General features: G+C 62.6%; 26 protein-coding genes. 12 read left to right on the top strand and 14 right to left on the bottom strand.

All coding sequences use genetic code 11. The annotated features are described in order from the left end of the window. The first annotated feature begins 403 nt into the window (after nt 1-403). The 5 genes from FAZ21_RS17345 to FAZ21_RS21300 all read left to right on the top strand — a co-directional run bounded on the left by FAZ21_RS17345 (nt 404) and on the right by FAZ21_RS21300 (nt 3519). Nucleotides 404-697 (top strand): hypothetical protein, encoded by a 294-nt coding sequence (locus tag FAZ21_RS17345; protein WP_136774691.1) that lies wholly within the window; start codon nt 404-406, stop codon nt 695-697. Nucleotides 698-846: 149 nt separating this feature from the next. Further along, nucleotides 847-2181 carry an anti-phage deoxyguanosine triphosphatase gene (locus tag FAZ21_RS17350; RefSeq protein WP_136774692.1) on the top strand — a complete coding sequence of 445 codons (1335 nt, stop codon included), beginning with the start codon at nt 847-849 and terminating at the stop codon, nt 2179-2181. Between the two features lie 123 nt (nt 2182-2304). Further along, nucleotides 2305-2496, top strand: a complete 192-nt coding sequence (locus tag FAZ21_RS17355; RefSeq protein ID WP_136774693.1) for a hypothetical protein — start codon at nt 2305-2307, stop codon at nt 2494-2496. A 149-nt stretch (nt 2497-2645) separates the two neighbouring features. After that, nucleotides 2646-2882 carry a hypothetical protein gene (locus FAZ21_RS17360; protein ID WP_136774694.1) on the top strand — a complete coding sequence of 79 codons (237 nt, stop codon included), beginning with the start codon at nt 2646-2648 and terminating at the stop codon, nt 2880-2882. A gap of 139 nt (nt 2883-3021) precedes the next feature. After that, complete coding sequence (locus FAZ21_RS21300) at nt 3022-3519, top strand: HAD family hydrolase (RefSeq protein WP_373279545.1); 498 nt, start codon at nt 3022-3024, stop codon at nt 3517-3519. A gap of 101 nt (nt 3520-3620) precedes the next feature. Here FAZ21_RS21300 and ytfE read toward each other — a convergent pair whose 3' ends face one another. Then, complete coding sequence (gene ytfE, locus FAZ21_RS17370; RefSeq protein WP_136774696.1) at nt 3621-4292, bottom strand: iron-sulfur cluster repair protein YtfE; 672 nt, start codon at nt 4290-4292, stop codon at nt 3621-3623. Nucleotides 4293-4462: 170 nt separating this feature from the next. On the opposite strand from ytfE, the gene norR reads away from it, so the two are divergent. Then, nucleotides 4463-6004, top strand: a complete 1542-nt coding sequence (gene norR, locus FAZ21_RS17375) for a nitric oxide reductase transcriptional regulator NorR (RefSeq protein ID WP_136774697.1) — start codon at nt 4463-4465, stop codon at nt 6002-6004. Between the two features lie 74 nt (nt 6005-6078). Here the strand turns inward: norR and FAZ21_RS21135 are convergent, their stop codons facing one another. After that, nucleotides 6079-7401: a carbohydrate-binding protein gene (locus FAZ21_RS21135; protein ID WP_281279790.1), complete on the bottom strand. Its 1323-nt coding sequence runs from the start codon at nt 7399-7401 to the stop codon at nt 6079-6081. A gap of 180 nt (nt 7402-7581) precedes the next feature. On the opposite strand from FAZ21_RS21135, the gene FAZ21_RS17385 reads away from it, so the two are divergent. The 3 genes from FAZ21_RS17385 to FAZ21_RS17395 all read left to right on the top strand — a co-directional run bounded on the left by FAZ21_RS17385 (nt 7582) and on the right by FAZ21_RS17395 (nt 10268). Then, nucleotides 7582-8484, top strand: a complete 903-nt coding sequence (locus FAZ21_RS17385) for a helix-turn-helix transcriptional regulator (protein WP_169307471.1) — start codon at nt 7582-7584, stop codon at nt 8482-8484. 38 nt (nt 8485-8522) lie between these two features. Then, nucleotides 8523-8978: a hypothetical protein gene (locus FAZ21_RS17390; protein WP_136774699.1), complete on the top strand. Its 456-nt coding sequence runs from the start codon at nt 8523-8525 to the stop codon at nt 8976-8978. Between the two features lie 183 nt (nt 8979-9161). Then, nucleotides 9162-10268 carry an SGNH/GDSL hydrolase family protein gene (locus tag FAZ21_RS17395; RefSeq protein WP_246038761.1) on the top strand — a complete coding sequence of 369 codons (1107 nt, stop codon included), beginning with the start codon at nt 9162-9164 and terminating at the stop codon, nt 10266-10268. A 105-nt stretch (nt 10269-10373) separates the two neighbouring features. On the opposite strand, the gene FAZ21_RS17400 is transcribed toward FAZ21_RS17395, so the two are convergent. Then, entirely contained in the window at nt 10374-11549 is a 1176-nt protein-coding gene (locus FAZ21_RS17400; RefSeq protein ID WP_169307472.1) for a glycoside hydrolase family 18 protein, read from the bottom strand. A gap of 217 nt (nt 11550-11766) precedes the next feature. Between FAZ21_RS17400 and FAZ21_RS17405 the strand changes: the two genes are divergently transcribed. Continuing rightward, entirely contained in the window at nt 11767-12654 is an 888-nt protein-coding gene (locus FAZ21_RS17405) for a helix-turn-helix transcriptional regulator (RefSeq protein WP_136774701.1), read from the top strand. Between the two features lie 8 nt (nt 12655-12662). Here FAZ21_RS17405 and FAZ21_RS20645 read toward each other — a convergent pair whose 3' ends face one another. Continuing rightward, entirely contained in the window at nt 12663-13013 is a 351-nt protein-coding gene (locus FAZ21_RS20645; protein ID WP_211243515.1) for a hypothetical protein, read from the bottom strand. A gap of 459 nt (nt 13014-13472) precedes the next feature. Here FAZ21_RS20645 and FAZ21_RS17415 point away from each other — a divergent pair, with 459 nt between their 5' ends. Continuing rightward, the gene (locus FAZ21_RS17415; protein ID WP_211243516.1) at nt 13473-14234 is read left to right on the top strand and encodes an NINE protein; all 762 of its coding nucleotides are present in this window, start codon (nt 13473-13475) and stop codon (nt 14232-14234) included. 72 nt (nt 14235-14306) lie between these two features. Here FAZ21_RS17415 and uvrB read toward each other — a convergent pair whose 3' ends face one another. From uvrB to FAZ21_RS17450, 7 genes are all read right to left on the bottom strand, one after another. Further along, on the bottom strand, nt 14307-16325 hold the full coding sequence (gene uvrB / locus FAZ21_RS17420; protein ID WP_136774703.1) for an excinuclease ABC subunit UvrB: 2019 nt from the start codon (nt 16323-16325) through the stop codon (nt 14307-14309). Nucleotides 16326-16673: 348 nt separating this feature from the next. Further along, complete coding sequence (locus tag FAZ21_RS17425; protein WP_169307473.1) at nt 16674-17204, bottom strand: MarR family winged helix-turn-helix transcriptional regulator; 531 nt, start codon at nt 17202-17204, stop codon at nt 16674-16676. A 252-nt stretch (nt 17205-17456) separates the two neighbouring features. Beyond that, the gene (gene acs / locus FAZ21_RS17430; RefSeq protein ID WP_136774705.1) at nt 17457-19424 is read right to left on the bottom strand and encodes an acetate--CoA ligase; all 1968 of its coding nucleotides are present in this window, start codon (nt 19422-19424) and stop codon (nt 17457-17459) included. Nucleotides 19425-19616: 192 nt separating this feature from the next. Continuing rightward, the gene (locus FAZ21_RS17435; RefSeq protein ID WP_136774706.1) at nt 19617-20243 is read right to left on the bottom strand and encodes a 3'-5' exonuclease; all 627 of its coding nucleotides are present in this window, start codon (nt 20241-20243) and stop codon (nt 19617-19619) included. Further along, nucleotides 20243-22048, bottom strand: a complete 1806-nt coding sequence (locus FAZ21_RS17440; protein WP_136774707.1) for a DUF294 nucleotidyltransferase-like domain-containing protein — start codon at nt 22046-22048, stop codon at nt 20243-20245. The genes FAZ21_RS17435 and FAZ21_RS17440 overlap by 1 nt, the downstream gene beginning before the upstream one ends. A 177-nt stretch (nt 22049-22225) precedes the next feature. Then, on the bottom strand, nt 22226-23917 hold the full coding sequence (locus FAZ21_RS17445) for a cation acetate symporter (protein WP_136774708.1): 1692 nt from the start codon (nt 23915-23917) through the stop codon (nt 22226-22228). After that, nucleotides 23914-24225, bottom strand: coding sequence for a DUF485 domain-containing protein (locus tag FAZ21_RS17450; RefSeq protein ID WP_136774709.1), 312 nt, complete (start codon nt 24223-24225; stop codon nt 23914-23916). The genes FAZ21_RS17445 and FAZ21_RS17450 overlap by 4 nt, the downstream gene beginning before the upstream one ends. Nucleotides 24226-24454: 229 nt before the next feature. Between FAZ21_RS17450 and FAZ21_RS17455 the strand changes: the two genes are divergently transcribed. Beyond that, nucleotides 24455-25360, top strand: a complete 906-nt coding sequence (locus FAZ21_RS17455; protein ID WP_136774710.1) for a LysR family transcriptional regulator — start codon at nt 24455-24457, stop codon at nt 25358-25360. 129 nt (nt 25361-25489) lie between these two features. Here FAZ21_RS17455 and rpmG read toward each other — a convergent pair whose 3' ends face one another. The 3 genes from rpmG to FAZ21_RS17470 all read right to left on the bottom strand — a co-directional run. Beyond that, on the bottom strand, nt 25490-25645 hold the full coding sequence (rpmG, locus tag FAZ21_RS17460) for a 50S ribosomal protein L33 (protein ID WP_136774711.1): 156 nt from the start codon (nt 25643-25645) through the stop codon (nt 25490-25492). Between the two features lie 14 nt (nt 25646-25659). Continuing rightward, on the bottom strand, nt 25660-25893 hold the full coding sequence (gene rpmB, locus FAZ21_RS17465; protein ID WP_018749484.1) for a 50S ribosomal protein L28: 234 nt from the start codon (nt 25891-25893) through the stop codon (nt 25660-25662). A 121-nt stretch (nt 25894-26014) separates the two neighbouring features. After that, nucleotides 26015-26551 (bottom strand): DNA translocase FtsK (locus FAZ21_RS17470; RefSeq protein WP_281279791.1); only part of this gene is annotated, 537 nt, incomplete at its 5' end.

A 26551-nucleotide genomic window follows, 5' to 3' on the forward strand; every position in this document is an offset into this window, starting at 1 on the left:
GTTCAAACGAAATGCTGCGGGTATTTCCCTGGTTTGCTCCGTGTTCTCTGTGTTCTCCCTTTTTCTCCGTGTCTACAGATTTTCTGTTTCCCCAGATTTCCAGTGCCGAATCGGCCAATACCCCACACTTCCCAGTCTTGACCCTTACCTGCGGCGCAGCCTAAGCTCCCCCTGTCGCGCTCAATCGCGCGACCGGGTGTGAGAGCCCGATAGAGCGGCGAAAAGCCGCAACTTGCGATCCGCATTGCGGCTTTTCGTCGCCTTGGCACGTCCCTTATGGGCGGCCGGGCGGGGGGAGCCGCAAGGCTCGCCGTTGCTCTATCGGTCTCTCAACCCCCGTTTCGGTCGCCCACCCGTTTGAGAGCGGGGAGGGCGGTTCCAACCGTCCACTAGAGCACCCATCATGATCCCACCCATTCCAGGCGCCCCTGCCGCGCCGATCCCGCTATTCATCGACTCCCTGAACCAGGCCATCGACCAAGCCACCCTGGCCCAACAATGTTTCGCCGACCTCAGCGCCCTGTTCCGCGCCATCGCCCGCCTCTCCGACACCTACACCTCCGCCCATGAACTGGCCACCCTCGGCAATACCCTGGCGCAGGATTGGGCCAATTTGTGCGATGTGGAGCGGGAAGAGTTGGAGATGCGATGCGGGGAACTATGGGGTGCGGTCGGGCCGGGAAAGTGGATGGGATGAAGGCTGGCATGAATGAAAAAAAGGAGTCGTGAGACTCCTTTTTTTAAGGGGATTGAGAGTCTTTATAAGCTTGTCAAAGTGCTTAAATAAACTATCTTTATGAGGTTTAGGTTGTAGTTATTGGTTATAAAAAGCAGAGGGACAATATAATGATAGATTTGTGGGCAGCACGTCGAAATGTAGGCGAGGTACGCCCTCGTGATGTTCGTTCAGAGTGGGAGCGTGACTATGCGCGCCTAATCCATTCTGCGGCATTTCGTCGTTTACAGTCCAAAACCCAGGTTTTGGGGCTTGGGGAAAGTGACTTTTATCGGACGCGGCTTACGCACTCTATGGAGGTGGCGCAAATTGGCGTTGGAATAGTCCGATGGCTTAAATTTTATCACAAAAATGTTCCTGAAATATTGGATGCACTTCCCAATCATTCTCTAATGAGTTCTATATGCTTGGCTCACGATATAGGACACCCTCCATTTGGCCACGGTGGTGAAGTTGCGCTAAATGCATGTATGAGAAATTGTGGTGGGTTTGAAGGTAATGGGCAAACACTGCGCATTCTTTCTCGCTTGGATAAATATACGCATGGGTATGGATTAAATCCGACGCGGAGATTGATGCTTGGGGTTCTTAAATATCCAGTTTCATATCAAACGGCTGTTGTGAAAGAAGCATATGGTCTACTTCCAACTCCGATGTGGCTTTTCAAAGCTGGGGAACAACAACCGCCAAAGTGCTACATGGATAGTGAGCAAGATGTTGTAGATTGGATATTGGAGCCGCTAACGGTTGAAGATAAAAGGCAATTTTTAGATATGAGATTTTCGGAGGATGGACGAAAGTCTCATGGAAAGCCCGTGCATAAAGCACTAGATACATCCATTATGGAATTAGCGGATGACATTTCTTACAGTGTTCACGATTTGGAAGACGCCATTTCACTAGGGATGATATCGGAAAAGGATTGGAGGCAGCATAATGCTGAGAAGGAACACCTATTTTTAGCTTGTGATTGGAAAATTGATGACCTCACTGAGCAATTGTTTGCGCGGGAAAGCTACAGGCGTAAACAAGCGCTGGGGGATCTGGTTCATAAATTTATTGTGAGTGTTGAGTTGGATTTTTCCAAAATTTCTGGCGCAAGTAATGCCCTAATAAGAATGAATGCGCGGATGAGTGAAAAATATAATGAATTGCTTAATCATATATTCGAATTGGTAAGGTGTAAAGTGATTAGAAGTAGTAATGTCCAGCAACTTGAATTCAAGGGGCAGAAGCTGATTGTGGAGCTTTTTGAGGCGCTAAAATCTGACCCAGAAAGGTTATTACCAGGTAGTACGCTGGAGCGATACAAGGGGGTTGAGGGTGAAATGTGCCAATCTCGAGTTATTTGTGATTTTATTGCTGGTATGACTGACGAGTATGCTGCCCGTATGTATGAAAAGTTATTTCATCCACACAAAGGATCTATATTTGATAGGTTGTAGCTTTTTGAGGGAGTGGTATAAAACGTATTGCCTGATAATAGGCGCGAACGCAAGTGGTCTTCACAAGACTGGAAGAAAACGCTTGTCTTGCCCCTACTGGGATGGTGGTGACTGCTCTGGGTGATGTCTAGCCTGTTGGGTAACACCATATTCAGGCTGTTTTTGCGTTCGCAGGACATTGATGGGTATTTGCAGGCCAATATCGCCACTCGGCTTTCCGATCTGATCGGCATCCCGTTGAGCATCGTCTTCCTGCTGATGGTGAAGGGGATTTACGCGATGCAGATGGTCAGTTTCAATAAATTCTTGGCTTGATTTTAATTGGAAAGGAGGTGTTTGAATTGTTCGATTTTCATGGGTGGGGCTTATTTATTCTATGTTTATTTCTTTGTTTTTTATTGGCTGTCCCTCCGTCATGTTTAGCTATATCTAAAGTGTCGCAAGAGGATAAGGAGTCGATGTGCATGTTGCGAGCTCAGTCTATGAGCGAAATAATGCTAAAGAGGAAAAATAGAATTCCTTTGGCTAAAGCGTTGGCTGACGTAGATTGTGAAGTGAAAATAGTGGATAAAAAAATAGAAAAATCTATCCGTTTGGCGGCGAAAAAACTAGTGCTTGAGGTGTACAACGATTCATATGTGGAGCCAAAAAAATATTTGTACGATGAATATGATTTGTGCCTGATAGATTTCTCTTATTAAATGAAGATTGATGGAAAATGACTATGGGTGTTGTGATTTTTGTATAAATTGTCTTTTTTGATTGATGAAGATTGATTTTTATTTTGTTTTGATTGTCAAAGAAATTTGCTTCAGCTTGCCTTAATTTTAATTTGGCAATGTGCTATCAATTCCATGTTCGAATTTTTTCCATGATACCCCGTCAAAACATTCAAGCCGTCTGCTTCGACTGGGGCGGTACGCTTATGTTCGAGCAGGGCGTCCCCGCCGCCGCTCCAATGGGGCTTTGGCCTCAGGTCAAAGTCATCAAGGGCGCTACGCAGGCGCTGGCCGCCTGAAGGGCAAGCTGCCGCTGGCGATTGCGACGAATGCTTCGGTATCCGGGCGGCCGATGATCGAGCTTGAGCTGCGGCGCGTGGGCTTTGACGAGTACTTCCAGAACATCTTCTGCTACACCGAGCTGGGTTGCCGCAAGAACCAGCCCGAGTTCCGGTCAGCCACCGAGCACGGGTTGGGTGTGCCGCTGGGCAGCTTCGCGATGGTTGGCGATTCCTACGAACAGGATGCGCACTTTCCTTGCAGCTTTGGCGCGCAGGGGGTTTGGTTCAATCCAGCAGGTGCCACGGTGCGCGAGCAGGTCGCCACGCCGGTGGTGTAGCACCTGCCCATTTTTGCGCAGTGGGTGATCAGCGCGGCCTGATGCCGTGAGGTGTGCGCCCATCGGCCCCGCTTGGCGGGGCCGATCTTTTCCATCCCTGATCAGACCGCAGCCCGCCCCGCATTCTCAAACAAGATGTTGTTCTCCAGGTGGATGTGCTCCATCAGGTCCTCGCGCAGCGTGCGCAGGCCCAGGTACAGCGCGCGCCAGGTGTTGCAGGCGCCGCGCGGCGCGGTGATGTCGTGGGTCAGTTCGGCCAGGCGGCGCAGCGATTCGCCGTGTTCGTCGTGTTCCATGCGCATCACCTGGATCGGGCCGCCGGCCATCATGCCGCGCCCGGCCGCCAGCATGGGGAACAGGATCTGCTCTTCTTTCTGCATGTGGCTTTCCAGTTCCTGGAACATGAATTCCAGATGGTCGGCCAGGCCGTGCGGGCAATCCTCGCGGTCACCATGTACCTGCTCCACGCGCCGCGCCAGGCGGATCAGTTCCGGCAGTTGCTCGCGGTGCACATCATGAAAGCGGGTGAGGATGTGGTCGATCAACTCGGCGGTGGGCGCGGTGCTCCAGTCGCGCTCGTCGCCAGCGGGCATTTCGGCCAGCTTGGCCAGTTGTGCGGCGACGGTATCGGCATCCACGCCACGTGCGGCGGCGGCGTCGCGCAGGGTATGTTTGCCGCCACAGCAGAAGTCGAGCTGATGCTCGTGGAACACGCGGGTGGCGCCGGCGATGCGTTGGGCCAGTTTTGCCAGGGGCTGGTCGAGGAGTTCCATGGTCGATCCTTGTTCAGATGAAAGGGGCCGGGCGGATGCCGGTGTTGTTTCTCCTTTAGCAATGGTTGTTCCAGCTTTTCAGCCCAATAAAATCAATGGCTTGAAAAGATTGTGGTGAAAGAAACCCGGTTGGGTTATGGTTTGTTTCACCTTTTGCGGTGATAAAGACCATGATGCTTTCCCTGATGCTGGCCGACCTGGCCGCCGATCTGCCCCAGGCCGTGCGATTGCAGCGGCTGGCCGGCTGGCTGCGTACGCATTTTCGCTGTGGCGCGGTGGCGCTATTGCAACGCGAGGGTGATGACCTGAAGCCGGTGGCGGTGGATGGCCTGGTGCGCGATGCGCTGGGCCGGCGTTTCGCGATTGGCCAGCACCCACGGCTGGCGGCCATCCTGGGTCAACGGGGCGTTACCTGCTTTCACCACGACAGCAACCTGCCCGATCCCTACGATGGCTTGATCGACAGCCATGCCGGCGAGCCGCTGCCGGTGCACGATTGCATGGGCGCCAGCCTGTACGTGGAAGGGCGGCCATGGGGCGTGGTCACCTTCGATACGCTGGAGGTGGGCGCTTTCGACGAGATCGCGCAGGACGAACTGCGGCGGTTGATCGCGGCGCTGGAGGCCGCCGTGCGCGTAACGCAACTGGAGGGCGAGCTGCGGGCGCTGCGCGCATTGCGCGGCGGGGCGGCGGGCGAGGGCGCGCCCGCTGGCGAGGGCGAGATCGTCGGGCACAGCGAGGCGATGGCGCGGCTGCTGCACGAGATCGACGTGGTGGCGGATTCCGAGTTGCCGGTGCTGGTGCTGGGCGAAACCGGTGTCGGCAAGGAGCTGTTCGCGCACCGGCTGCATCGCCGGTCGCGGCGGCACGCGGCGCCGTTGGTGCACGTGAACTGCGCGGCGCTGCCCGAGTCGCTGGCCGAGAGCGAGTTGTTCGGCCATGTGAAAGGGGCATTCTCTGGCGCGGGGGGCGAGCGCGCCGGGCGGGTGGAGGCGGCCGACGGCGGTACGTTGTTCCTCGATGAAGTGGGCGAGTTGCCGCTGGCCGTGCAGGCCAAGTTGCTGCGCACCTTGCAGAACGGTGAAATCCAGCGCCTGGGCGCGGACCGCCCCAAGCGGGTGGATGTCCGCGTCGTGGCCGCCACCAACCGCAGCCTGGGCGATCTGGTGCGGCAGGGCCAGTTTCGCGCCGATCTCTACCATCGCTTGTCGGTCTATCCCATCGCCATCCCGCCGCTGCGCGAGCGCGGTAACGATGTGCTGCTGCTGGCTGGGCGTTTTCTGGAGCGCAATCGTGCGCGGCTGGGGCTGCGCAGCCTGCGGCTATCACCGGGGGCCGAGGAGGCGTTGCGTCGCTATGCGTGGCCGGGCAATGTGCGCGAGCTGGAGCACGCCATCAGCCGCGCCGCGCTCAAGGCCATTGGCCGGGGCGCAGACCGCAGCGATATCGTTACGCTGGAGGCGGACCTGCTCGACCTGGACCTGGGCCAGATGCCCTCCAATCCCGCCGCTCCCACGCCCGGCGTTACCCCACACCTTTCGCTGCCAGCGACACCGCAGCCGATGCGTGACGTGGTGGCCACCTGCCAGCGCCACGCCATCGAACAGGCGTTGGCCGCTCACCAGGGTAACTGGGCTGCCGCCGCGCGCCTGCTGGAGCTGGACCCGAGCAATCTGCACAAGCTGGCGCAGCGGCTGGGGTTGAAGGGCTGAAGCGCTTGATCTGATCCGTGCCTGGAACGAAACAGCCCGGCCTGTGCCGGGCTGTTTGTCTTTGCCACGTACCGTTATTTCACTCGCCACAACGCCGGCACGATTTCCGGCGTCCAGTTGCCACCGGCCGGTGCGGTATGCGCGATCAGGGCCGTGTACTGGCGGCCGTTGTAGCTGACGCAATCGCCCACCGCGTAGGCGCGGCCGTCCTGCCAGGCGGGGCAATTGCCGGCCGGGGTCGGTACAGGCGTTGGCACAGGGGTTACCACCGGTGTGGGAGTGGGTTGGGGCGTCGGGGTCGGTGTGGATTGCGGGGTGGGAACGGGCGTGCCGCCACCGCAGGCGCCGATGTCCTTCCACACCCCCCACTGGCCGGATTGTGCCGGGTTGTCGCCCTGCGTCCACCACTTGGCCTCGTAGTTGCGCCCGTTGTAGGTGGCGCGCTGGCCTCCGTTGAACACGGCCGATGCGGTCCAGGTGGGGTAGCACGCGCTGGGCGAGGGCGTCGGGGTGGGCACCTGGGTCGGTACAGGCGTGGGGGTTGGCACCTTGGTCGGCGTGGGCGTCGGGGTGGGGACCGGCGTCGGGGTCGGTGTCGGCGGGTTGCTGCCCTGGGGCAGATAGGTGAAGCCGGTGAGCACCACTTCGGCTTCCTGGCCATTGGCCGGCGCCTTGCCTTCGAACTGCCAGAAGTTGATCAGGAACTGCTGCTGCTTCTGCGAGACGCAGCGCGATGCGTTGTTGCCCGGGCACTTGTTGCGGCGTAGCCAGTTGTTCGGGTCCTCGGCGCGCGGGAATTCCCAGTGCATGAACTGGCCGGCGTTGTCGTTCACCGCCACGTGGCCATTCAGTGCCTGGTAGGCCACACCGCTACTGCTCCAGGCAAAGCGGTGCGTCGTGCGGTCGGTGGTCAGGGCGTCGTTGAAGCCGGCCCAGCTTTGCTCGATGCCGACCTCGTTGGGGTACACCGTGTAGTTGCCCCAGGGATAGGTGTCGTTGCCCCAGCGTGCGAATTCGATGTCGATCTCGTGCGTGGCGTTGGGGCCGACGTCGGCGCTGGGGTAGGTGAAGAAGCCGAACACCAGGTTGCGGTCCAGCAGGTCCGGCCGGCCCAGCATCTGGAACTGGTAGGTACCGAAGCCGACGCGTGCCGGGTTCAGCAACTGCACTTCCGCCGACGACCACGCGCCGTTGCGGTTGGCCACCTTCAGGTGCAGGTAGCCGTTCTCGTCCACCCAGGCGTTGCGCTCGTCCCAGGTGTTGGGCCCCGGGCCGCCGCCGCCGGTGCGGACGTTCCATTGGTAACCCGCCCAACTGAGTGTCTTGGCCTCCGCGCCGATCAGGATCATGGCCAGCGGCAGCGCCGCCAGCATGCCGATCATTCTGGTTCTTTTCATTTGTCTCCATCCTTTCGCTGGTTGGTCGCCGCGCGGGTGCGGGCGCCGCAATGTTGTCGCGAGTGGTGGCGCATTCATTACGTTTGGCCGAATCCCACGGGCAGGTCGTACCCTACCGCCTTGTAAATGCCATGGGAATGTCGCAATCTGGCTGGCTATTTGTCCGAATCCGGCATGTCCATGAGCGCCAGCTACCAGGAATCGTTCGATATCGACCCCGCGTGCCGCCAGCAGTGCATCGGCGGGCGGGTCTACCACCTGCGGCAGCATCTGCCGCTCACCGATCACGATATTTTCTTTGCGGGCTATTCGGATATCCGGCGGCGTTTTCTCGTCGAGCGGGTGGATGCGCCGTTCCATATCGCCGTGGTGTGCGTGGCAGGCAGCGGTGAGTTGATCGACGGCGAGCGGCGACTGCCATTGGCGCCGGGGATGCTGGGGATATTGCCCGCCGGGCCCGCGCGGCGCGGGCTGCACCTGACGGGAGAGGAATGGCAACTAGGGTGGCTGCTGCTGGATGCCACGCCACGCTGGTCCCGCTTCGCCGGGCCGCGCGCCAGTGTTGCCGCCGCGCCCGGCGCCGATAGCTTCTTCCATGCGCTGGCGCTGTTCTGCCATGAGGTCGGCCATCGCGTGTCCGGCGCAGGCATGGCGCTGGTCACCGTGCTCGACCTGTTCCAGCGCATGCTGGCGCAGAGCGCGCCGCCCGATGCGCACAGCCCCCGGCTCTGGGCGCTGTTCGATCAGGTGGGGCAGGATCCGGCCCGCGAATGGCGGGTGGAGGCGCTGGCCCAGGCGCATGGCGTCAGTGTCGAGCAATTGCTGCGCTTGTGCGTGCGGTATCTGGGCGCCACGCCGCAACAACTGGTGATCGCGCAACGCATGGAACGCGCGCGACGGCTGATGGTGGCCGGCTGCGAGCGCGTGGGCGACGTGGCCGCCGCCGTCGGTTATCAGGAGATCGCCAGCTTCAGCCGCCGCTTCCAGCAGCATTTTGGGGTGAATCCCAGTGAGATGCTGCGGCAGTTGCACGCCACGCCGCGTGCAATGCCGCTGGAGCCACGTGTGTTGCCGGTGCGGTAACTGCTTTGGGGTACAGCAATTTTGGAGAAATCACATCGATGCACGCGATAGACACCTATGAAGCGCTGGGGCGATTTCTCGATGAGGATCTCGCCAGGTTCGATTGCAATCCCCCCATTGATCACCCGGCCTTGCGCATTTCCCATTTGGGCGAACGTATCATCGCTTCCATTCGATTTGGGGATGCCGACGCTGCAAGAGTTGGTTGCCTGGTCCTTATCAAGGATCCGGCTTTGCCGTTTGGCAAGGTCGTCAAGAGTGGTTTGGCGCGTGCATTGAGGCAACGAGTGGCGCTGATCTCAAGTGCCGAAAAAGACGCTATTGGCACCAAGACTGCCGAACTGCTCAGCCTGGATTTTTGCCCCAGGGAGGCCGAAGACTACTGTCGATTGGTCAGGAAATTCGGGCATGCCACTTCAATGGCCGTTGCGGGCAAGGCGTGCCCCATCAATCAGAAAGCCCTCCGTCTACAGGCGTACTTGACCCAAGGATAAGGTGGCCGCAACGGTAAGGTTTTCTTTGGAACTGGAAACAACACCGCTGGCAATAACCGGCATGTTGAGGCGGGCGCTGCCGGATGCAGGATTGTTCCTGGCTTGTGCTGTACCGTTTGGTGCGTGGATTTACCTGGGCCGACTTCCCACAATGCAGGCAAAACATCGAGGGAGGGAACAAGCATGGGGTGGACCGGATATCGAAGGCGTATCGTCTGGCTGGCATTGCTGGTGCTGGCCGGGGCGATGCCGTTGCTCCACGCGGCGGAGGAAGCCACCACCGCGTCACCAGCGACAGTGCGCACCGTGGGGCGGGTGCAGATCGACGGAGATGGTGCCCGCTACGGTTGGCCGGGTGTCTATTTCGAAGCGCGGTTTCGCGGCACCCGGATCGGCCTGCGCTTCGACGATGCGATCAATAATTTCGACGTCGAGGTCGATGGCAAGCGGGTGATGGATCTGCGCAAGCCCGGCCGGCGCACGGTGTGGGTGGAAGGACTGGCGCCGGGCGAGCATACGCTGCGGCTGGCCGGGCGCAGCGAAGCACCGGATCGGGTCGGTCGCTTCCTGGGGCTGGTGGCGGATCGGGATGGCGCCGTGCTGCCACCCCCGCCCGCTCGCCAGCGGCAGATCGAGTTCATCGGCGATTCGAACACGGTGGGCTACGGCCTGCGCAGCACCACGCGCCAGTGTAGCGATGCCGAGGTGTTCGACCGCACCGACGCCCAGCGCAGCTACGGCGCGCTGACTGCGCGGCATTTTGGTGCGGACGTGCAGATCAACGCGTATTCCGGCATTGGCCTGGTGCGCAACTATGCGGGTATGGCGTCGCTGCCGGCGTTTCCCGTTTTCTACCAGCGCACCCTGCCCAGCGTGCCCGACAGCCGCTGGCCGCAACCGGCAAGCTGGCGGCCGCAGGTGGTGGCGATCGGGCTGGGGCTCAATGATTTCGGCGTCGTGCCCGCGCAGATGGGCAGCCTGATCGCCGATCCCTTTCCGCAGCAGTTCAAGCAGGCGTATCTCGCCTTGCTCGCCGATCTTCGCCAGCGCTACGGCCCGGATGCCCTGCTGGTGGCGACTGCTACCGAATCCTGGCCGCCCAGCGCCTTCGCGGCGACGGTGAAACAGGCGGTGGCCGAAGTCGGGGCGGCTGGCGACAAGCGCGTGCTGTATTTCGAGTACGGCAAGCTGGACCAGCATGGTTGCCATTGGCACCCGTCGGAGCGCGATCACCAGGCGATTGCGCGGGCGTTGATCGGGTTGCTGGAGGGCGCTGGCGTGAACTGGTGACGGTGCCGCGGAACGGGGCGACCACGTGGCGGGCCGGGCGGTCGCCGCGCGACTCCCAAAAGGCCGGACGCCCCCGAGGGGGCGTCCGGCATCGGGCGATGCGGTTTACTTCAGATTGGTTTTCAGCGCCTTGAACAGCGTGTGCTCGGCGTCGTCCTGGGTCAGTTCCCAGATCATCACGCCGCCCAGCTTGTTGGCCTTCACGTAGTCCACCTTCACTTTCAGCGATTGCGGATCGTCGTAGCTCACCAGTTCCTTCAGCTCGGCGTTGTACAGGTACGGTGCATCACCGGCTTCCTTGCTGCGGAACGACTTCCAGCCGGGCTGGCCGATCACGTCCTTCTTCGCCAGGTAGTACTGTGCGGTGCCGGCTTCGGGGTACTTGGTCAGGCCGGGGCCCTTGGAGGGCTGGGCCAGACCATCGTTGTTGGGGCCGGGTTCGACGTTACCCTGGCCGCGCGCGTAGAACGGCACGCCCAGCACCAGTTGCGACGGCTTGAAGCCCTTGGACAGGAAGTGTTTCACCCCGCCGTCGCCGTTGAGGATGGCAGCATCCGGCTCGCCCGGGGTGGGGTAGAGCGTGGCGTGCAGGCCGGCGTGGCCGCTCCAGCCGCCGTAGAAGTCGTAGCTCATCAGGTTCACCCAGTCGAGCAGCTCGGCGGCGCGCGGCAGGTCATAGCCGGAGATGCTCCAGCCGCCGGCGGTGTTGGGGATGGCGGCGGTCAGCACATAGGTGGCCTTGTCCTTCTTGGCCTGGGCATCCAGCGCGGTACGCAGCGCTTGCAACAGCTTGATGTAGTTGTCGCGGTCGGCCTCGGAGGCATCGGCCGCGTAGTCACCGCCGGTGACCGGATGTTCCCAGTCCAGGTCCAGGCCCTGGCACTGGTAATCGCGCATGATGGCCACGGAGGTGGCGGCCAGCTTGTTGCGGGTGGCTTCGGTCTGGGCAACCTTGGCAATGTTGCGCGAGAGCGTCCAGCCGCCGATGGCCCACTGGCAGCCCAGCTTGGGGTTGACCTTGCGTGCGTTGGCAAAGGCCTTGCGCCAGCTTTCGGCCACGGCCTTCGATTCTTCGGGCACGAAGGCGGTGCCGTCCGGCTGCACGGCGATGAACGAATACAGGCCCATGTCCAGTTGCGGCAGCACCTCGGCGGCGCGGGCGCGATCTTCGTCCGATTGCCAGGTGGGCAGGTAGGAAATCAGCTTGGGCGCGGCGTGCGTGATGGCGGAAGCGCCGAGCAGGGCCATTGCCAGGGGTAGGGCGCGAACGGTGGGGGTCATGCGTTGAGCTCCTCGTGTAGCGGCATCGGGGATGCCTGATTGTTGTCGTACCGGCGCGGGCGGCATGCTGCGCGGTCGACGACATGGTGCCGGGGTGTTGCCCGGGCGGGTGTGACGAAAACGCCACGCCCGAGGGTGTCTGTGCAAGATAAGCCATTGAGTATGGCTCGCGAATGTCGCAATCTGACCCCCTCGTTTGTCCAGATCGCACATTGCCATGTCCACCATCTACCAGGAGCTGTTTGAGGCCGGCCCGCGCACGCGGCAACTGGGGGTGGGCGCGCGCATTTTCCATCATCCGCACCTGCGCGCGCTGGGCGATTACGACATGCTGTTGGCCGGGTTTTCCGAAGCGCGCGACAGCCTGCACGTCGAGCGTGTGGGCGCGCCGTTCCATGTGGTGCTGGTCAGCGCCGAGGGGGAGGGCGAGGTCATCGATGGCGAGCAGCGCTTGCCGGTGGGGCCAGGGCAACTGGCGGTGCTGCCGGCGCTGGGACATTCCGGCTTTCGCATGACCGGCACCGAATGGCGCATCGCGTGGTTCCTGCTGAACGATGCGCCGAGTTGGCCGATCGCGGCGGCCGGCCCGGCGCAGGTACGGCCGGTGCGCGATGCCGAAACGCTGTTCCACGCCGTTGCCGCGTTATGCCTGGAGGCGCGGCGCGATCATGAATCGCTGTCGGCCGGCGCGCTGGTGCTGGTGGCCGACCTGCTCAAGCGCATGCTCGACAGCAGCGAGGCGGGCGACGCGCAGGCGGCGGCACTGCGTGCGCTGTTCGACGATGTGACCCGCGCGCCCGACGCGGACTGGCGCGTGGCTACGCTGGCGGCGCGGCACGGCGTCAGCACCGCGCACTTTCAGCGGTTGTGTCTCAAGCATCTGGGCCACGCGCCGCAGCGGCTGATCGTGGCGCGGCGCATGGCGCGCGCGCGGGAGCTGCTGCTGGCGGGCTGGGGCAATGTCGGCCAGGTGGCGGCCGCCGTCGGTTACCAGGAGATCGCCAGTTTCTCGCGTCGCTTCAGCGCGCACTTCGGGCTGAATCCTTGCGAGTTGCTGCGGCATTTGCAGCGCGCGCCCAAGGAGCTGCCGTTCGATCCGGGCTGATCCGCCGCTCAGGATTGAGGTTGCGCGGGTAGGTCGAGCAGGCCGGGCACCTGGGTCGGTATCTCGTAAAGCTTGTCCGAATCCAGCGCGACGTGAGCGGCCGCCCGCGCCTGCGCGGAGCTATTCTGCGTAACGGCGAATCCCACCTTGCCGAACAGCGGCAGGTCGGAACGCGAATCCCCGATATGGAACACCAGTGCTGGCGTGGCGTCGCGCGTTTGGCGGCATTGCGCGATGACGCCGATCTTGTCGATATCGAGAAAATGCCGCTGTGCCGATCCGTCGAAACGGCTAGCGGCCAGTCGGGTAGTGATGCCGGTTTCCACGCCGGCAATCCGTTGTCCTATGACGTTGCCCATGTGGGGATTCGCAGCGGACCTGGCGTCGCTGCCGGTGAGGCTAGGGCGTGTCGTCACTTGTTTCGCGGCAGCGCTGGGCCGAAAAAGCACCAGCCATCAGGCGCGCGACGCAGCCAATAACCGGTTATTGGCAAGGAGCGCAACGCAGTGGATGGTGTTTTTTCGGCCCAGCCCTGCGGGTTCGGGGCATTTCGGGCGCGGCGCGGTGTCGCAGGCCGCTTGCGGTATCCATACCGCCGCGCGCCCAGCTCCTGGCGCGGCATCCCGAACTGCACCGAACGCTGTCGTGAAACAGGTGACGACACGCCCTAGCAATACGAGCAACATTGGCGCGGTTGTTGCCTGTTTATTTACTCAATTTGAAAGCAAAGGGGCCTGCCCGCTAGAATGGCGGCTGCGCACCGTCGTGCGCGTCAACAACAGGGTCAGCCATGGCCCGATATCGAGGCAGGGGGAGTCATGTCGAATTTGGTGTTCTGCGGGTCCTGCGGCAGGCAACAGCCGCAGCCGGTGCCGGCTACGTGTCCGTTCTGCGGCGGCAAGCCGGTAGGGGGCAAGCGCTACAAGCAGAAGTCGCTGGCGGGTGTGCTGGCGCTATTGCTGGGCGGGTTGGGTGTGCACCGTTTTTATCTGGGCCAGTGGTGGGGCGTGTTCTACCTGCTGTTCTTCTGGACCTTGATTCCGGGGTTGATCGCGCTGGTGGAGGGCATCGTGTTCCTCTGTACCGATGATGAAAAGTGGGATCGACGTTTCAACCAGGGGGCCGGGCGTGGTCAGGCGGATGCCGGGGCGCTGATCGTGATCCTGGCCGTGGTGGGGTTCGGGGCGGTGGCGATGCTGGGCATCGTGGCCGCCATCGCTGTGCCGGCCTACGTGGAATACACCAACCGCGCGCAGATGACCGAGGTGTCGGCCTATGCGCAACAGGCAACCGTGGCGGTGACGGCGCATTACACCGAAACCGAGGAGATCCCGGCGACGCTGACCGATGCGGGGGTGAAGGCGCCATTGCCGCAGGTGTTGTCCGAGGCGCACATCGATCCGGAGAGCGGGGTGATCTCGCTGACCTTCGGCACGGGCGGGCTGACCGGCAAGACCTTGCATCTGTTGCCGCAGCAGGACGAGAACGGCGCCATCCAGTGGCTGTGTCGCGGCAAGGGGCTGGGCTATAGCATCCTGCCGCGCTGGTGCCGCGGCACGCCGGAGGAAGAAGAAGTCTGATGTGGCAGGCTGGCGGTGAAACGAAGCGGGCGCCTGCAAAGGCGCCCGTTTCGTTTGTGGCTGCCAGGTCGGCTACTGATGCCCGAATGCGCGTTCGCGCAGTAGCTTGAGCTGGTCGCGCAGGCTGGCGGCTTTTTCGAATTCCAGATTCCTGGCCGCTTCCATCATCTCCTTCTCGATGCGCTTCAGTTCCTTGGCGAGCTGTTTCTCGTCCAGCTCCTCCAGTTGGGCGTGCCGCTTGCGTTCGATGCGCGCGGCGGCGGCGTCTTCTTCGTTGTACACACCGTCGATGATGTCCTTGATGCGCTTGACCACGCTGCGTGGCTGGATGCCATGCTCGGCGTTGAACGCCATCTGCTTGTTGCGGCGGCGTTCGGTCTCGCCGATGGCGCGCTGCATGCTGTCGGTGATGGTATCGGCGTAGAGGATGGCGGTGCCGTTCAGGTTGCGCGCGGCGCGGCCGATGGTCTGGATCAGGCTGCGGGTGCTGCGCAGGAAGCCTTCCTTGTCGGCGTCCAGGATCGCCACCAGCGATACCTCGGGGATATCCAGGCCTTCGCGCAGCAGGTTGATGCCGACCAGCACGTCGAACACGCCCAGCCGCAGATCGCGCAGGATTTCCACGCGTTCCACGGTTTCGATGTCGGAGTGCAGGTAGCGCACTTTCACGCCGTGTTCGCTCAGGTATTCGGTGAGCTGTTCGGACATGCGCTTGGTCAGCGTGGTGATCAGCACCCGCTCGCCCAGCGCCACGCGCTTGTTGATTTCGGAGAGGACGTCGTCCACCTGTGTGGCGACGGGGCGTACTTCCACGCGCGGGTCGATCAGGCCGGTGGGGCGTACCACTTGCTCGACCACCTGGCCCTGATGCTTTTCTTCGTAGTCGGCCGGTGTGGCCGAGACGAAGATGGTCTGCGGCATCATCCGCTCGAATTCCTCGAACTTGAGCGGGCGGTTGTCCAGCGCGCTGGGCAGTCGGAAGCCGTAGTCGACCAGGTTTTCCTTGCGCGAGCGGTCGCCTTTGTACATGGCGCCGATCTGGCCGATCATCACGTGCGATTCGTCCAGGAACATCAACGCGCCTTCGGGCAGGTAGTTGATCAGCGTGGGTGGCGCTTCGCCGGGCTGCTTGCCGGAAAAGTGGCGCGAGTAGTTCTCGATGCCCTTGCAGAAGCCCATTTCGTTGAGCATTTCCAGATCGAAGCGCGTGCGCTGCTCCAGCCGCTGCGCTTCGACCAGCTTCTGTTCCTTGTTGAAGAACGCCAGCCGGGTGCGCAACTCTTCCTTGATCGTTTCCACCGCACGCAACACGGTATCGCGTGGGGTGACATAGTGGCTGGACGGGAACACGGTGTAGCGGCCCACGCGCTGCTTGATGTGGCCGGTCAGCGGATCGAACAGGCTGAGCTTTTCCACTTCATCGTCGAACAGGTCGATACGCAGTGCCAACTCGGCGTTTTCCGCCGGGAAGACGTCGATCACGTCGCCGCGTACGCGGAAGGTGCCGCGGCCGAAGTCGGTTTCGTTGCGGTCGTACTGCATCGCGGAAAGGCGGCGGATGATGTCGCGCTGGGCGAGCGTGTCACCTTCCTTCAGGTGCAGGATCATCTGGTGGTATTCGGTGGGGTCGCCGATACCGTAGATCGCCGACACGGTGGCGACGATCACGCAGTCGGACCGCTCCAGCATGGCCTTGGTCGCCGACAGCCGCATCTGCTCGATGTGCTCGTTGATCGACGAATCCTTTTCGATGAACAGGTCACGGCTGGGAACGTAGGCTTCGGGCTGGTAGTAGTCGTAGTAGCTGACGAAGTATTCGACGGCGTTCTCGGGAAAGAATTCGCGGAACTCGGCATAGAGCTGCGCCGCGAGTGTCTTGTTGGGGGCCATTACGATGGCTGGGCGACCGGAGCGCGCAATCACGTTGGCCATGGTGTAGGTCTTGCCCGAGCCGGTCACACCCAGCAGCGTCTGGAACTTCAGGCCGTCGTCCAGCCCTTCCAGCAAGCCGTCGATGGCGGTGGGCTGGTCACCCGCAGGGGGGAACGGCTGGAACAGCTTGTAGGGTGAACCGGGAAATTCGATGAACATGGGCACCTCGGGCGGCTCGGGAAGGTGGCGCGATGGGCGCGGATTGCTCTGTTTACACGGTTTTGGCCGGCCATGGCGGGCCATGATTGCCCAACTGGCCGCGCCGGGCTGGCCGACGGTGTGGCCGCGTGTCGGAGCGAGATCACCTGTATTGAGGCAAAGCGCTGAAAAAACAAGGGCCGGGAGGCGATTGGGCCCCTGGCAGGTGGCCCGACCACGCAATGCAGCCAGCAGAGTTTCGTGCCGCGTTCGATGTGCAGGCGTGACATTGCGGGCCGGCGCGCGGCCTCAGCGGATGCACGTCGCGGCGCCCTGGCGTGGCCGGCGAGCGGTGCGACCGACCCGGAATCAGTCGGGCTGGTCGCCCTGTTCGAGCATCGCGGCCAGTGGTGTCTTTACGGCGGTGTCGTTCTGATCCAGCCACGGCGCCAGCCGCTCCACCAGCCCGGCCAGTGCGGTGTCCAGTTGCTGCAGCTCCGCATGCGGCATGCTGACCAGCAGCTCCTGGAGCACGCCACGGGGTGGCCCGGGGGTTTCTTCCAGCGTGGCGAGGCCTGCCGCAGTGAGTTGCAGCCGTGTCAGGCGGCGATCCTCTTCACCCTTGATCCGTTGCACCAGCCCGCGACGTACCAGTTTTTCGAGCTGATTGCTGGCGGTGGATTGATGGATCGCCTGCCGCTGCGCCACCTGACCGAGCGTGAGGCCAGGTTCGGCCGCCACTTCCCGCAGAAACCACAACTGTGCGCCCGATAAGCCGGTCTGCTTGTACATGCTGCGGTAGTGGCCCTGCATCGCGGCGACGATCAGGCGAAAGTGCTGAAGGACGGCGAGGGCGCTACCTTCCAGGGGCGGATGAGACGCTTCGACAGGGGAGGACACGGCTGTAATCCGGGAAGAAGTAAGGTCCATGATTGTAACGAGGCTGCCTGACGAAAAAAACGCGGCACCAGGCCGCGCACAAGGGGTTGCTCGCATCCCGCGACCGCATCGGCCCTGGAATGCCCAGCGATGCTAACACGGGAATCAATTTGAGCGAATACAAATGGCCTGCCATGTGGTGGGGTGTGGAACAAAAAAAAGACCCGCCGGAAGGCGGGTCGAAAAGTACTGCCGTGATCTTGATCGGGGGGATTACAGTGCGCTGTGGCGCAGTTGATCCAGAATGGCGGGGTTTTCCAGCGTCGAGGTGTCCTGCGTGACTTCCTCGCCCTTGGCGATGACGCGCAGCAGGCGGCGCATGATCTTGCCGGAGCGGGTCTTGGGCAGGTTGTCGCCGAAGCGGATTTCATCCGGCTGGGCGATCTTGCCGATTTCGTGCGCTACCCATTCACGCAGTTCCTTGGCGATCTGCGTGGCCTTCTCGCCTTCGGGGCGGTTGGCCTTGAGCACGACGAACGCCACCACGGCCTCGCCCTTGATCTCGTGCGGCTTGCCGACGACGGCGGCTTCGGCCACCAGCGGGTTGGCCACGAGGGCGGATTCGATTTCCATCGTGCCCAGGCGGTGGCCCGAAACGTTCAGCACGTCGTCGATGCGGCCCATGATCCAGATGTAGCCGTTCTCGTCGAAGTGGGCGGAGTCGCCGGCGAGGTAGAGCTTGCCGTTGAAATCATCCGGGAAGTAGGTCTTCTTGAAGCGATCCGGGTCGTTCCAGATGGTGCGGACCATCGACGGCCATGGCTTCTTCACCACCAGGAAGCCACCCTTGCCCGGTTCCACCGGGGCGCCGGCCTCATCCACCACGTCGGCGATGATGCCGGGCAGCGGCAGGGTGCATGAGCCGGGCTTGGTCGCCACGGCGCCCGGCAGCGGGGCGATCATGTTGGCGCCGGTTTCGGTCTGCCACCAGGTATCGACGATGGGGCAACGGCCGCCACCGACCACTTCGTGGTACCAGATCCAGGCTTCGGGGTTGATCGGCTCGCCGACGGTGCCCAGCAGGCGCAGGCTGGACAGGTTGTATTGCTTGGGCAGGTCGCCGCCCAGCTTGATCAGCGAGCGGATGGCGGTCGGCGCGGTGTAGAACGTGGTCACGCCGTGTTTTTCGATCATCTGCCAGAAGCGGCCGGCATCCGGGTAGGTGGGCACGCCCTCGAACACCACCTGGGTGGCGCCGATGGCCAGCGGGCCGTAGCACACGTAGCTGTGGCCGGTGATCCAGCCCACGTCGGCCGTGCACCAGTAGACGTCGGTATCCTTGTAGTCGAACACCCATTTCATGCTGACCAGCGTGCCCAGCAGGTAGCCGCCGCCGCTGTGCTGGATGCCCTTGGGTTTGCCGGTGGAGCCGGAGGTGTAGAGGATGAACAGCGGGTCTTCCGCGCTCATCCATTCGGGTTCGCATTCGCTCGCCTGGCCCTTGACCAGGTTGTGCCACCACAGGTCGCGGGTGTCGTCCCATTCGCACTTGCCGTTGGTGCGCTGGTAGACGATGACTTTTTCGATCGAGTCGCAGCCGCCCAGGCCCAGCGCCTCGTCGGTCACGGCCTTCAGTGGCACGGCCTTGCCGCCGCGTACCGATTCGTTGGCGGTGATCACTACCTTGGCGGCGGCATCGGCGATGCGGTCGCGCAGGGCGCCGGCGGAGAAACCACCGAACACCACGGAGTGGATGGCGCCGATCCGGGCGCTGGCCTGCATGGCCACCACGGCTTCGATACCGTGCGGCATGTAGATGACCACGCGGTCGCCCTTGGCGATGCCCAGGCTCTTCAGGCCATTGGCGAACTGGCAGACACGCTGGTGCAGTTCGCGGTAGGTCACCTTGGTGACGGAGCCATCGTCGGCTTCGAAGATGATGGCGACTTTGTTGCCGCGCGTTTCCAGGTGGCGGTCGATGCAGTTGTAGGAGACGTTGAGCACGCCATCCTCGAACCACTTGAAGAACGGGGCGTTGCTGCTGTCCAGTACCTTGTCGAACGGCTTTTTCCAGGTGATGAGCTCGCGGCCCAGGTCGCCCCAGAAGCCTTCGTAATCGTTGTTGGCCTTCTCACACAGGGCGTTGTAGCCCTCCATGCCCGAGACATTGGCCTTGACGCGGAAATCGTCGCTCGGCGGGAAAAGGCGGTTTTCCTTGAGGACGGAATCGATGCTGCTCATGCGTGCTCCTTGTTGTCGGTTCGGGGCCGTTCGCACCGGACGGAAAAACGAGTGCGAAAAGCGACGGTGATAGGGTGCTTGCTACAGGTGGACGCTAATGTAAAACCCCGATACCGCCGAATCCAATCATGCTTTTTGATGTATGGAATCAATTACGCTGATATTGCGGTGCAATATCGATGTCAGCCCGCGTCAGGACTGAGCTGGCACACCGGGCTGACTGAGTTTCAGGTAGATCAGCGCCGCCATCAGCGCGTCGTTCAGCGGGTCGTGGCGGCCCAGGTCGGGTAGCGCCAGGCCCCGCAGCATGGCCGATAGCGAGAGATCGACCTCGGGACGGTAGGCACTGACATGGCGGTCGTAGTAGAGCGCGGATACTTCGATGCGGCGGTTGGGCAGGCCGATGCCCAGCCAGGGGCGCAGGTAGCGGTCGATCACCGCGAGGTCGAATTCCAGGTAGTAGCCGATTACCGGACGCGGGCCGATGAAGCGCAACAACTGCGCCAGCGCGTCGCGCGGTGACAGGCCGTTCGCCGCGTCCTGCTGGCGGATGGCATGGATGGCGATGCCGGCGCGGTCGATGTTGCCTTCGGGCTGTACCGGCAGCACCAGTCGTTCCGACGCGAGGATGCGCCGCCCCCGCACCCGTACGGCGGCGATGGCCAGTAGTTCGGCACGGCGCGGGTCCAGGTTGGTGGTTTCGCAATCCAGGCTGACGTACTCGTCGGGCGGCGCGGCATCGAACAAGAAGGCGTAGTCGGCGTCGCGCAGGTGGCGGCGTTGCCAGTCGCGCCGGACGGATTGCAGCAGCGACCGCATTACAGCGTATCCAGCTGGAAGTGGTGCCGCAGGTGCGCGCGGAAGCGTTTGACGACGGCGAGCGTGTCTTTCAACAGGTCGTTTTCCAGCGTGGTGAGTTCGTTGGGGGCAATGCGGTAATCGACCGGCTTGCCTTCCTGTACCTGCCGCAATGCGTGGCCGAGGTGCAGCGCTTGCAGGAAGGCCAGGGCTTCGGCCAGATCGCGCGCCTGCTGCTTGTCGAGATGGCCACCGCGCGCCAGCGCATCCAGGCGGCGATAGGTGTTGGCGCCGATGACGCCGGCTTCCAGCGCCAGGCTGCGCGCACCGTGCACGATGACGAAGATGCCACTTTTCTTCAGGTCGAGGGCATCGCGTTGCTCGGCGCCCCACAGTTGCGCCAGCAGCGGGCGCGGCGTATCGAAATGCTGTTCCACCGGCAGCGCAAAGCGCGCCAGCAGGCCGCCGTCCTGCGCGAACCAGCGGGTGAAGTGCATGCGTACCTGTTCATACAGATCGGTGCGGCCGGCGATGGGCGTGGCGTCCTGCCAGATCGCCAGGTTCATGGCGTTTTCGCCATCCGGGTGATCCATCCATTGTTCGAGCTGACGCTTGAAGGGGCCGATTTCCTGGCGCCAGCGCGGGTTGCTCAGCATCACGCCGCCGGGGCAGGGCGGATAGCCGAACTCCACCAGCAGTTCGTTGAAACGCGCGGCGGCGGCGGGCAGGTCGGGGTGGCGGTAGCCGTCCTCGATCAGCAACGCGTTGTCCTGGTCGGTCTTCATGATCTGCTCGCCACGCCCTTCGGAGCCGAGCAGCAGCAGGCAGACGTGCGCCAGCGCGTTGGGCGGCGCGACCATGGCAAACAACCGCGCCAGCAGCTTGTGATGCAGTTCGCTCACCAGTTCGGCGATCAGCGTCACCTTGACGCCCTGGCCGTGCAGCAGCGTGACCATGCGTTCCATGTCGCGCGCGGCCTGGCGCAGTTCGTCCAGCGTGGCGGCGCGTTCGATCTGCGCGGCGACCAGGTGGGAATGGTTGGAGAGAAAGGCCAACAGGTCGATCTGTTCCAGCACGCCGACCACCTCGCCCTCGCGGGTGACCACCACGCGCTGGATGCCGTGGTGGGTCATGGTCAGCATGGCCTGGTAGAGGAAGTCGTCTTCTTCGACGGTATGCAGTTCGTAACGCGCCCGCAAGGCCACTGCCTCGCTACGGGTATCCACGCCGTCGATCACGGCATTGCGCAGATCGCTCTGGGTAAAGATGCCCACGCCTTCGGCGCCACGCACCAGCACAGAGGTGACGTGGTGCTGCCGCATGGCGCAGGCGGCATCCAGCACGCTGGCGCGGTCGTCCAGCCAGCGTGGCTCGCCCACTGGCGCCTGGCGCACGCGCGCCATCCACAGTGATTGCAGTTCGCGCTGGAACGGGCGATGCGCCAGGAACGCCAGCCGCTTGGCGACGTCCTGGTAGAAATACGCGCCGAACATCGGGTTGCGCCGTGTCAGCGCCAGCACGGTATCGCGGGGGATGCGGAACAGGATGCTGTCCTCCTGCGCCACCAGATGGCTGGTGCCCCGGCCCGCCACCAGCGCGCGGGTATCGAAAGGCGCGCCGCTGCGGTAGGCGGCCGGGTCGTCGGAGCCGGCCTCGACCACGCCGCCCTTCATCGTTACGTACAGCGCATCGACCTCCTGGTCCGGACCGATCACCGTTTCGCCGGCGGCGAAGTATTCCAGGTCCATGACCTCATCGAATTCGCTGCGCTCGATTTCGGTGAGGCAGTCGAATGGCGGGCGGCTGAAATCGAAACGTGCGGGCATGCTGATCCTGCCTGGATGTTGAAAACGCGAGTACAAACGCCCCGCATGCGCGGGGCGTTGCCAGAGCGGTTGCCGGGCGATGCTGCGGCATGCTCCGTTTCAAGGCGTGAGCCGGTGACAATACCCGGCCTGGCGACGCGGAGGGCAACGCCATCAGGCCGGTCTGGTCGGCGACGCCTAGTGCTTGGACGCCCCCTCGGCGCCGATACCGGTCATCGAGCGGATGAACTGCGGGATGAACAGCGCACGCTCCCTGGCGGCCTGGGCGCTGTTGTCCAGCGACGAGACGATCCAGATCGTGAGGAAGGCCAGCGGCATCGAGAAGATCGACGGGTTTTCGTACGGGAAGAGCGCCTGGGCGTGGCCCAGTGTCTTCACCCACACCGCCGGTCCGAGCACGATCATCACCACCGCGCTGAGCAGGCCGACCAGCCCGCCCACCACGGCGCCGCGCGTGGTCAGGCCCTTCCAGAACATCGACAGGAACAGCACCGGGAAATTGGCCGAGGCCGCGATGGCGAATGCCAGACCCACCATGAAGGCCACGTTCTGGTTCTCGAACAGGATACCCAGCAGGATGGCCACAATGCCCAGCGCTACGGTGGCCATTTTGGATACGCGGATTTCCTTGGCTTCGGTGGCGCGGCCCTTGGCGAACACGCTGGCGTACAGATCGTGAGATACCGCCGAGGCGCCTGACAGCGCCAGGCCGGACACCACCGCCAGGATGGTGGCGAACGCCACGGCGGAGATGAAGCCGAGGAAGAAGTCGCCGCCGACCGCGTTGGCCAGGTGCACCGCCGCCATGTTGGCGCCGCCGATCAGTTGGGACACCGGCTGGCCGTCCTTGACGATGGTCTCGGTGAACTCCGGCTTGCCCAGCACCAGCATGATGGCGCCGAAGCCGATGATGAAGGTGAGGATGTAGAAGTAGCCGATGAAACCGGTGGCGACGAACACCGATTTACGCGCTTCCTTGGCATCCTTCACGGTGAAGAAGCGCATCAGGATGTGCGGCAGGCCGGCGGTCCCGAACATCAGGCCCACGCCCAGCGAGATGGCGTCGATCGGGTTGGATACCATGCCGCCCGGGCTCATGATCGCCAGGCCCTTCGGGTGGCTGGCGACGGCGGTCTGGAACATGGTTTCGAAGCTGAAGCCGCTGGTGGCGAGCACCATGATCGCCATGAAGGTGGCGCCGCACAGCAGCATCACCGCCTTGATGATCTGTACCCAGGTGGTGGCCAGCATGCCGCCGAAGGTCACGTACATCACCATCAGGATACCGACCAGGATCACCGCCGACAGGTAGCTCATGCCGAACAGCAACTGGATCAGCTTGCCCGCGCCCACCATCTGCGCGATCAGGTACAGCGCCACGGTACACAGCGTGCCGACGGCGGCGAAGGTGCGCACGGGGGTCTGCGACAGGCGATACGACGCCACATCGGCGAAGGTGAACTTACCCAGGTTGCGCAGGCGCTCGGCCACCAGGAAGGTAATGATCGGCCAGCCGACCAGGAAGCCGATGGAGTAGATCAGCCCGTCGTAACCGCTGGTCATCACCAATGCGGAAATACCCAGGAACGACGCGGCGGACATGTAGTCGCCGGCGATGGCGAGGCCGTTCTGAAAGCCGGAGATTCCGCCGCCGGCGGCGTAGAAGTCCTTGGCCGACCGGGTGCGGCGCGCTGCCCAGTAGGTGATGCCCAGCGTAAAGGCCACGAACACGAAGAACATGATGATGGCGTGCCAGTTCAGGTCACGCTGCTTGACATCGCCGGTGATGGCGTCGGCCGCCCAGGCGGGCAGGCAGGCGACCAGGCCGGCGACGGAGAGTGCGGCACGGGATTGAAGCGAACGCATCATTGACGGACCTCCTCGACGATTTCGCGAGTGAGTTGATCGAATTGGGTGTTGGCGCGGCGTACGTAGACACCGGTGATGACGAAGGCGGAGAGGATGACCAGCACGCCCACCGGAATTCCGATGGTGGTCACGCTGCCCGCGCTGATCGGCGTGCCGAAGGTGGTGGGCGAAAACGCCAGCACCAGGATGAAGCCGTAATAGATCACCAGCATGATGATGGACAGGGTCCAGCCCAGCCTGGACCGTGTCTCGACCAACTGGGTGAACTTGGGATTGCTCTGGATTCGCTGGATGAGTGCTTCGTCCATGCTTGTCTCCTGAAGGGGTGAACGTCGGCGGCCGGCTATCCGGCTTGTGGAGCACTCTAAGCATCCTGGGTATTCCCGCGCCAATTGCAATTTCTGATGTCGGGAATCAGCATTTCTGATGCTGCGTTGCATCAGTCTTACCAGGAAAGGCGAAATTAGCGTTTCGCGACTACAGGTGGCCATGCACCGCGCGACGACAACGCAGGGTAATTGGGGCGATAATTTGACGATGGAAATCTATCAACTTCGTACTTTCGTCGCGGTGGCGCAGCAGGGGCACCTGACGCAGGCGGCCGAGTTGCTGCACCTGTCGCAGCCGGCCGTCACGGCGCAGATCAAGGCCCTGGAGGAAGAGCTGGGCAGCTCGCTGTTCGAGCGTTATCCAGGCGGGGTGCAGCTCACCGAGGCGGGCAAGATCCTGCTGCCGGAGGCCGAGAACATCCTGGCATCGTCGCGCGGCATGCTGCAACGTGCGCGGGGGCTGGTGGGCGAACTCAAGGGCAAGGTGCGCATCGGCACCATCGGGGTGCCCTCGCGCCTGAAACTGGGGCCGTGGCTGGCGCTGTTGCGTAGTCGACATCCGCTGATTTCAGTCCAGACCCAGCACGCGATCTCCGGCGTGGTGCTGAACGAGGTGCGCAAGAAAGGCCTGGACGGTGGCTTCTACCTGGGGCGCAACCCCTACCAGAACGTCAACAACATGGTGCTGTCGGAAATCGGTTTCTGTATCGCGATGCCGCCGGAATGGGCCGCGCAGGCGGAGGATGGCGAGTGGCGCACGCTGGGGCAGATGCCCTGGCTGGGGGTCTCCCAGTTCAACAGCCTGGCGACCATCACGCAGGAGCTGTGGCGCGAGAAGAACATCTCGCCGCGCAAGGTGGGCGAGTTCGACGAAGAGGCCACGCTGGTGGAACTGATCCGTGCCGGGCTGGGGATGGCGATCCTGGCGGAGCGGACCGCGCGCCGCTTTGCCGCCGATGGCTCCATCGCGTTGTGGCGGGCGGGGGAAGTGGTCACGTCGGCACCGCTCCAGTTCATCTATTCGGCCGATCGCGAAGAGGAGCCGATGCTGGCACTGCTGCGCGACGGGTTGCGCGAGGTGTGGGCGGTGGACGACAGCGACGGCAGGGGATAAGCGCGGCAGGCATTGCCTTTTGCCCCCGCTGCCATGGGCGGTTTACTGCCTCGGCAGCGCCAAACAAAAAACCCCGCGATGGCGGGGTTTTTTGTTACGAGCACTGAAGCCAGGGATGGCAAGCTCCGATTACTTGAGCTTGGTTTCCTTGTACATCACGTGCTTGCGAACGACCGGATCGAACTTCTTGATCTCGATCTTTTCGGGCTTGGTCCGCTTGTTCTTGGTCGTGGTGTAGAAGTGACCGGTACCGGCGGAGGATTCGAGTTTGATCTTTTCACGCATGGTCGTTGCCTCGCTTACAGTTCGCCGCGGGCGCGCAGATCGGCCAGCACGACTTCAATACCCACCTTGTCGATGGTACGCAGGGCGGCGTTGGATACACGCAGACGCACCCAGCGATTTTCGCTCTCAACCCAGAAACGACGGGATTGGAGGTTCGGGAGGAAGCGACGCTTGGTCTTGTTGTTGGCGTGGGAAACATTGTTCCCGGTCACCGGGCGCTTGCCGGTGACTTTGCATACTCGTGCCATGGTTGGATGTTCCCTGACTTCTGGAAAAAGCGAGTTTATAGCACAAACCCGGCGGGCCATTCAAGGCATCGATCACTCGGGCGTACCAATAACGCCAAAACCCCCGGAAGGGCGGCGGTGATCATTCGGATGGCGGTACCAGCACCGTACGGTTGCCGTTGGTTTCCATCGGGCTGACCAGTCCGGCGGTCTCCATCTGTTCGATCAGGCGCGCGGCGCGGTTGTAGCCGATCCGTAGCTGGCGCTGCACCGATGAGATCGACGCGCGACGGCTCTTGATGACGAACGCCACGGCTTCGTCGTAGAGCGCATCGCCTTCCGGATCGCCGCTGCCACCTTCCCACGGTGCACCGCCACCGCCGCCCGAGGCGGCCTCGGCTTCGAAGCCACCGTTGAGAATGCCTTCCACGTAGTTCGGCTCGGCGGTGGTCTTCAGGTACTCGACCACCTTGTGTACCTCATCGTCGGCGCAGAACGCCCCGTGCACCCGCTGCGGATAGCCGGTGCCCGGCGGCAGGAACAGCATGTCGCCCTGGCCCAGCAGCGCCTCCGCACCCATCTGGTCCAGGATGGTGCGGCTGTCCACCTTGCTCGATACCTGGAACGCGATCCGCGTCGGGATATTGGCCTTGATCAGCCCGGTAATCACGTCCACCGA

This window comes from Chitiniphilus eburneus, assembly GCF_005048205.1.
Lineage (GTDB): Bacteria > Pseudomonadota > Gammaproteobacteria > Burkholderiales > Chitinibacteraceae > Chitiniphilus > Chitiniphilus eburneus.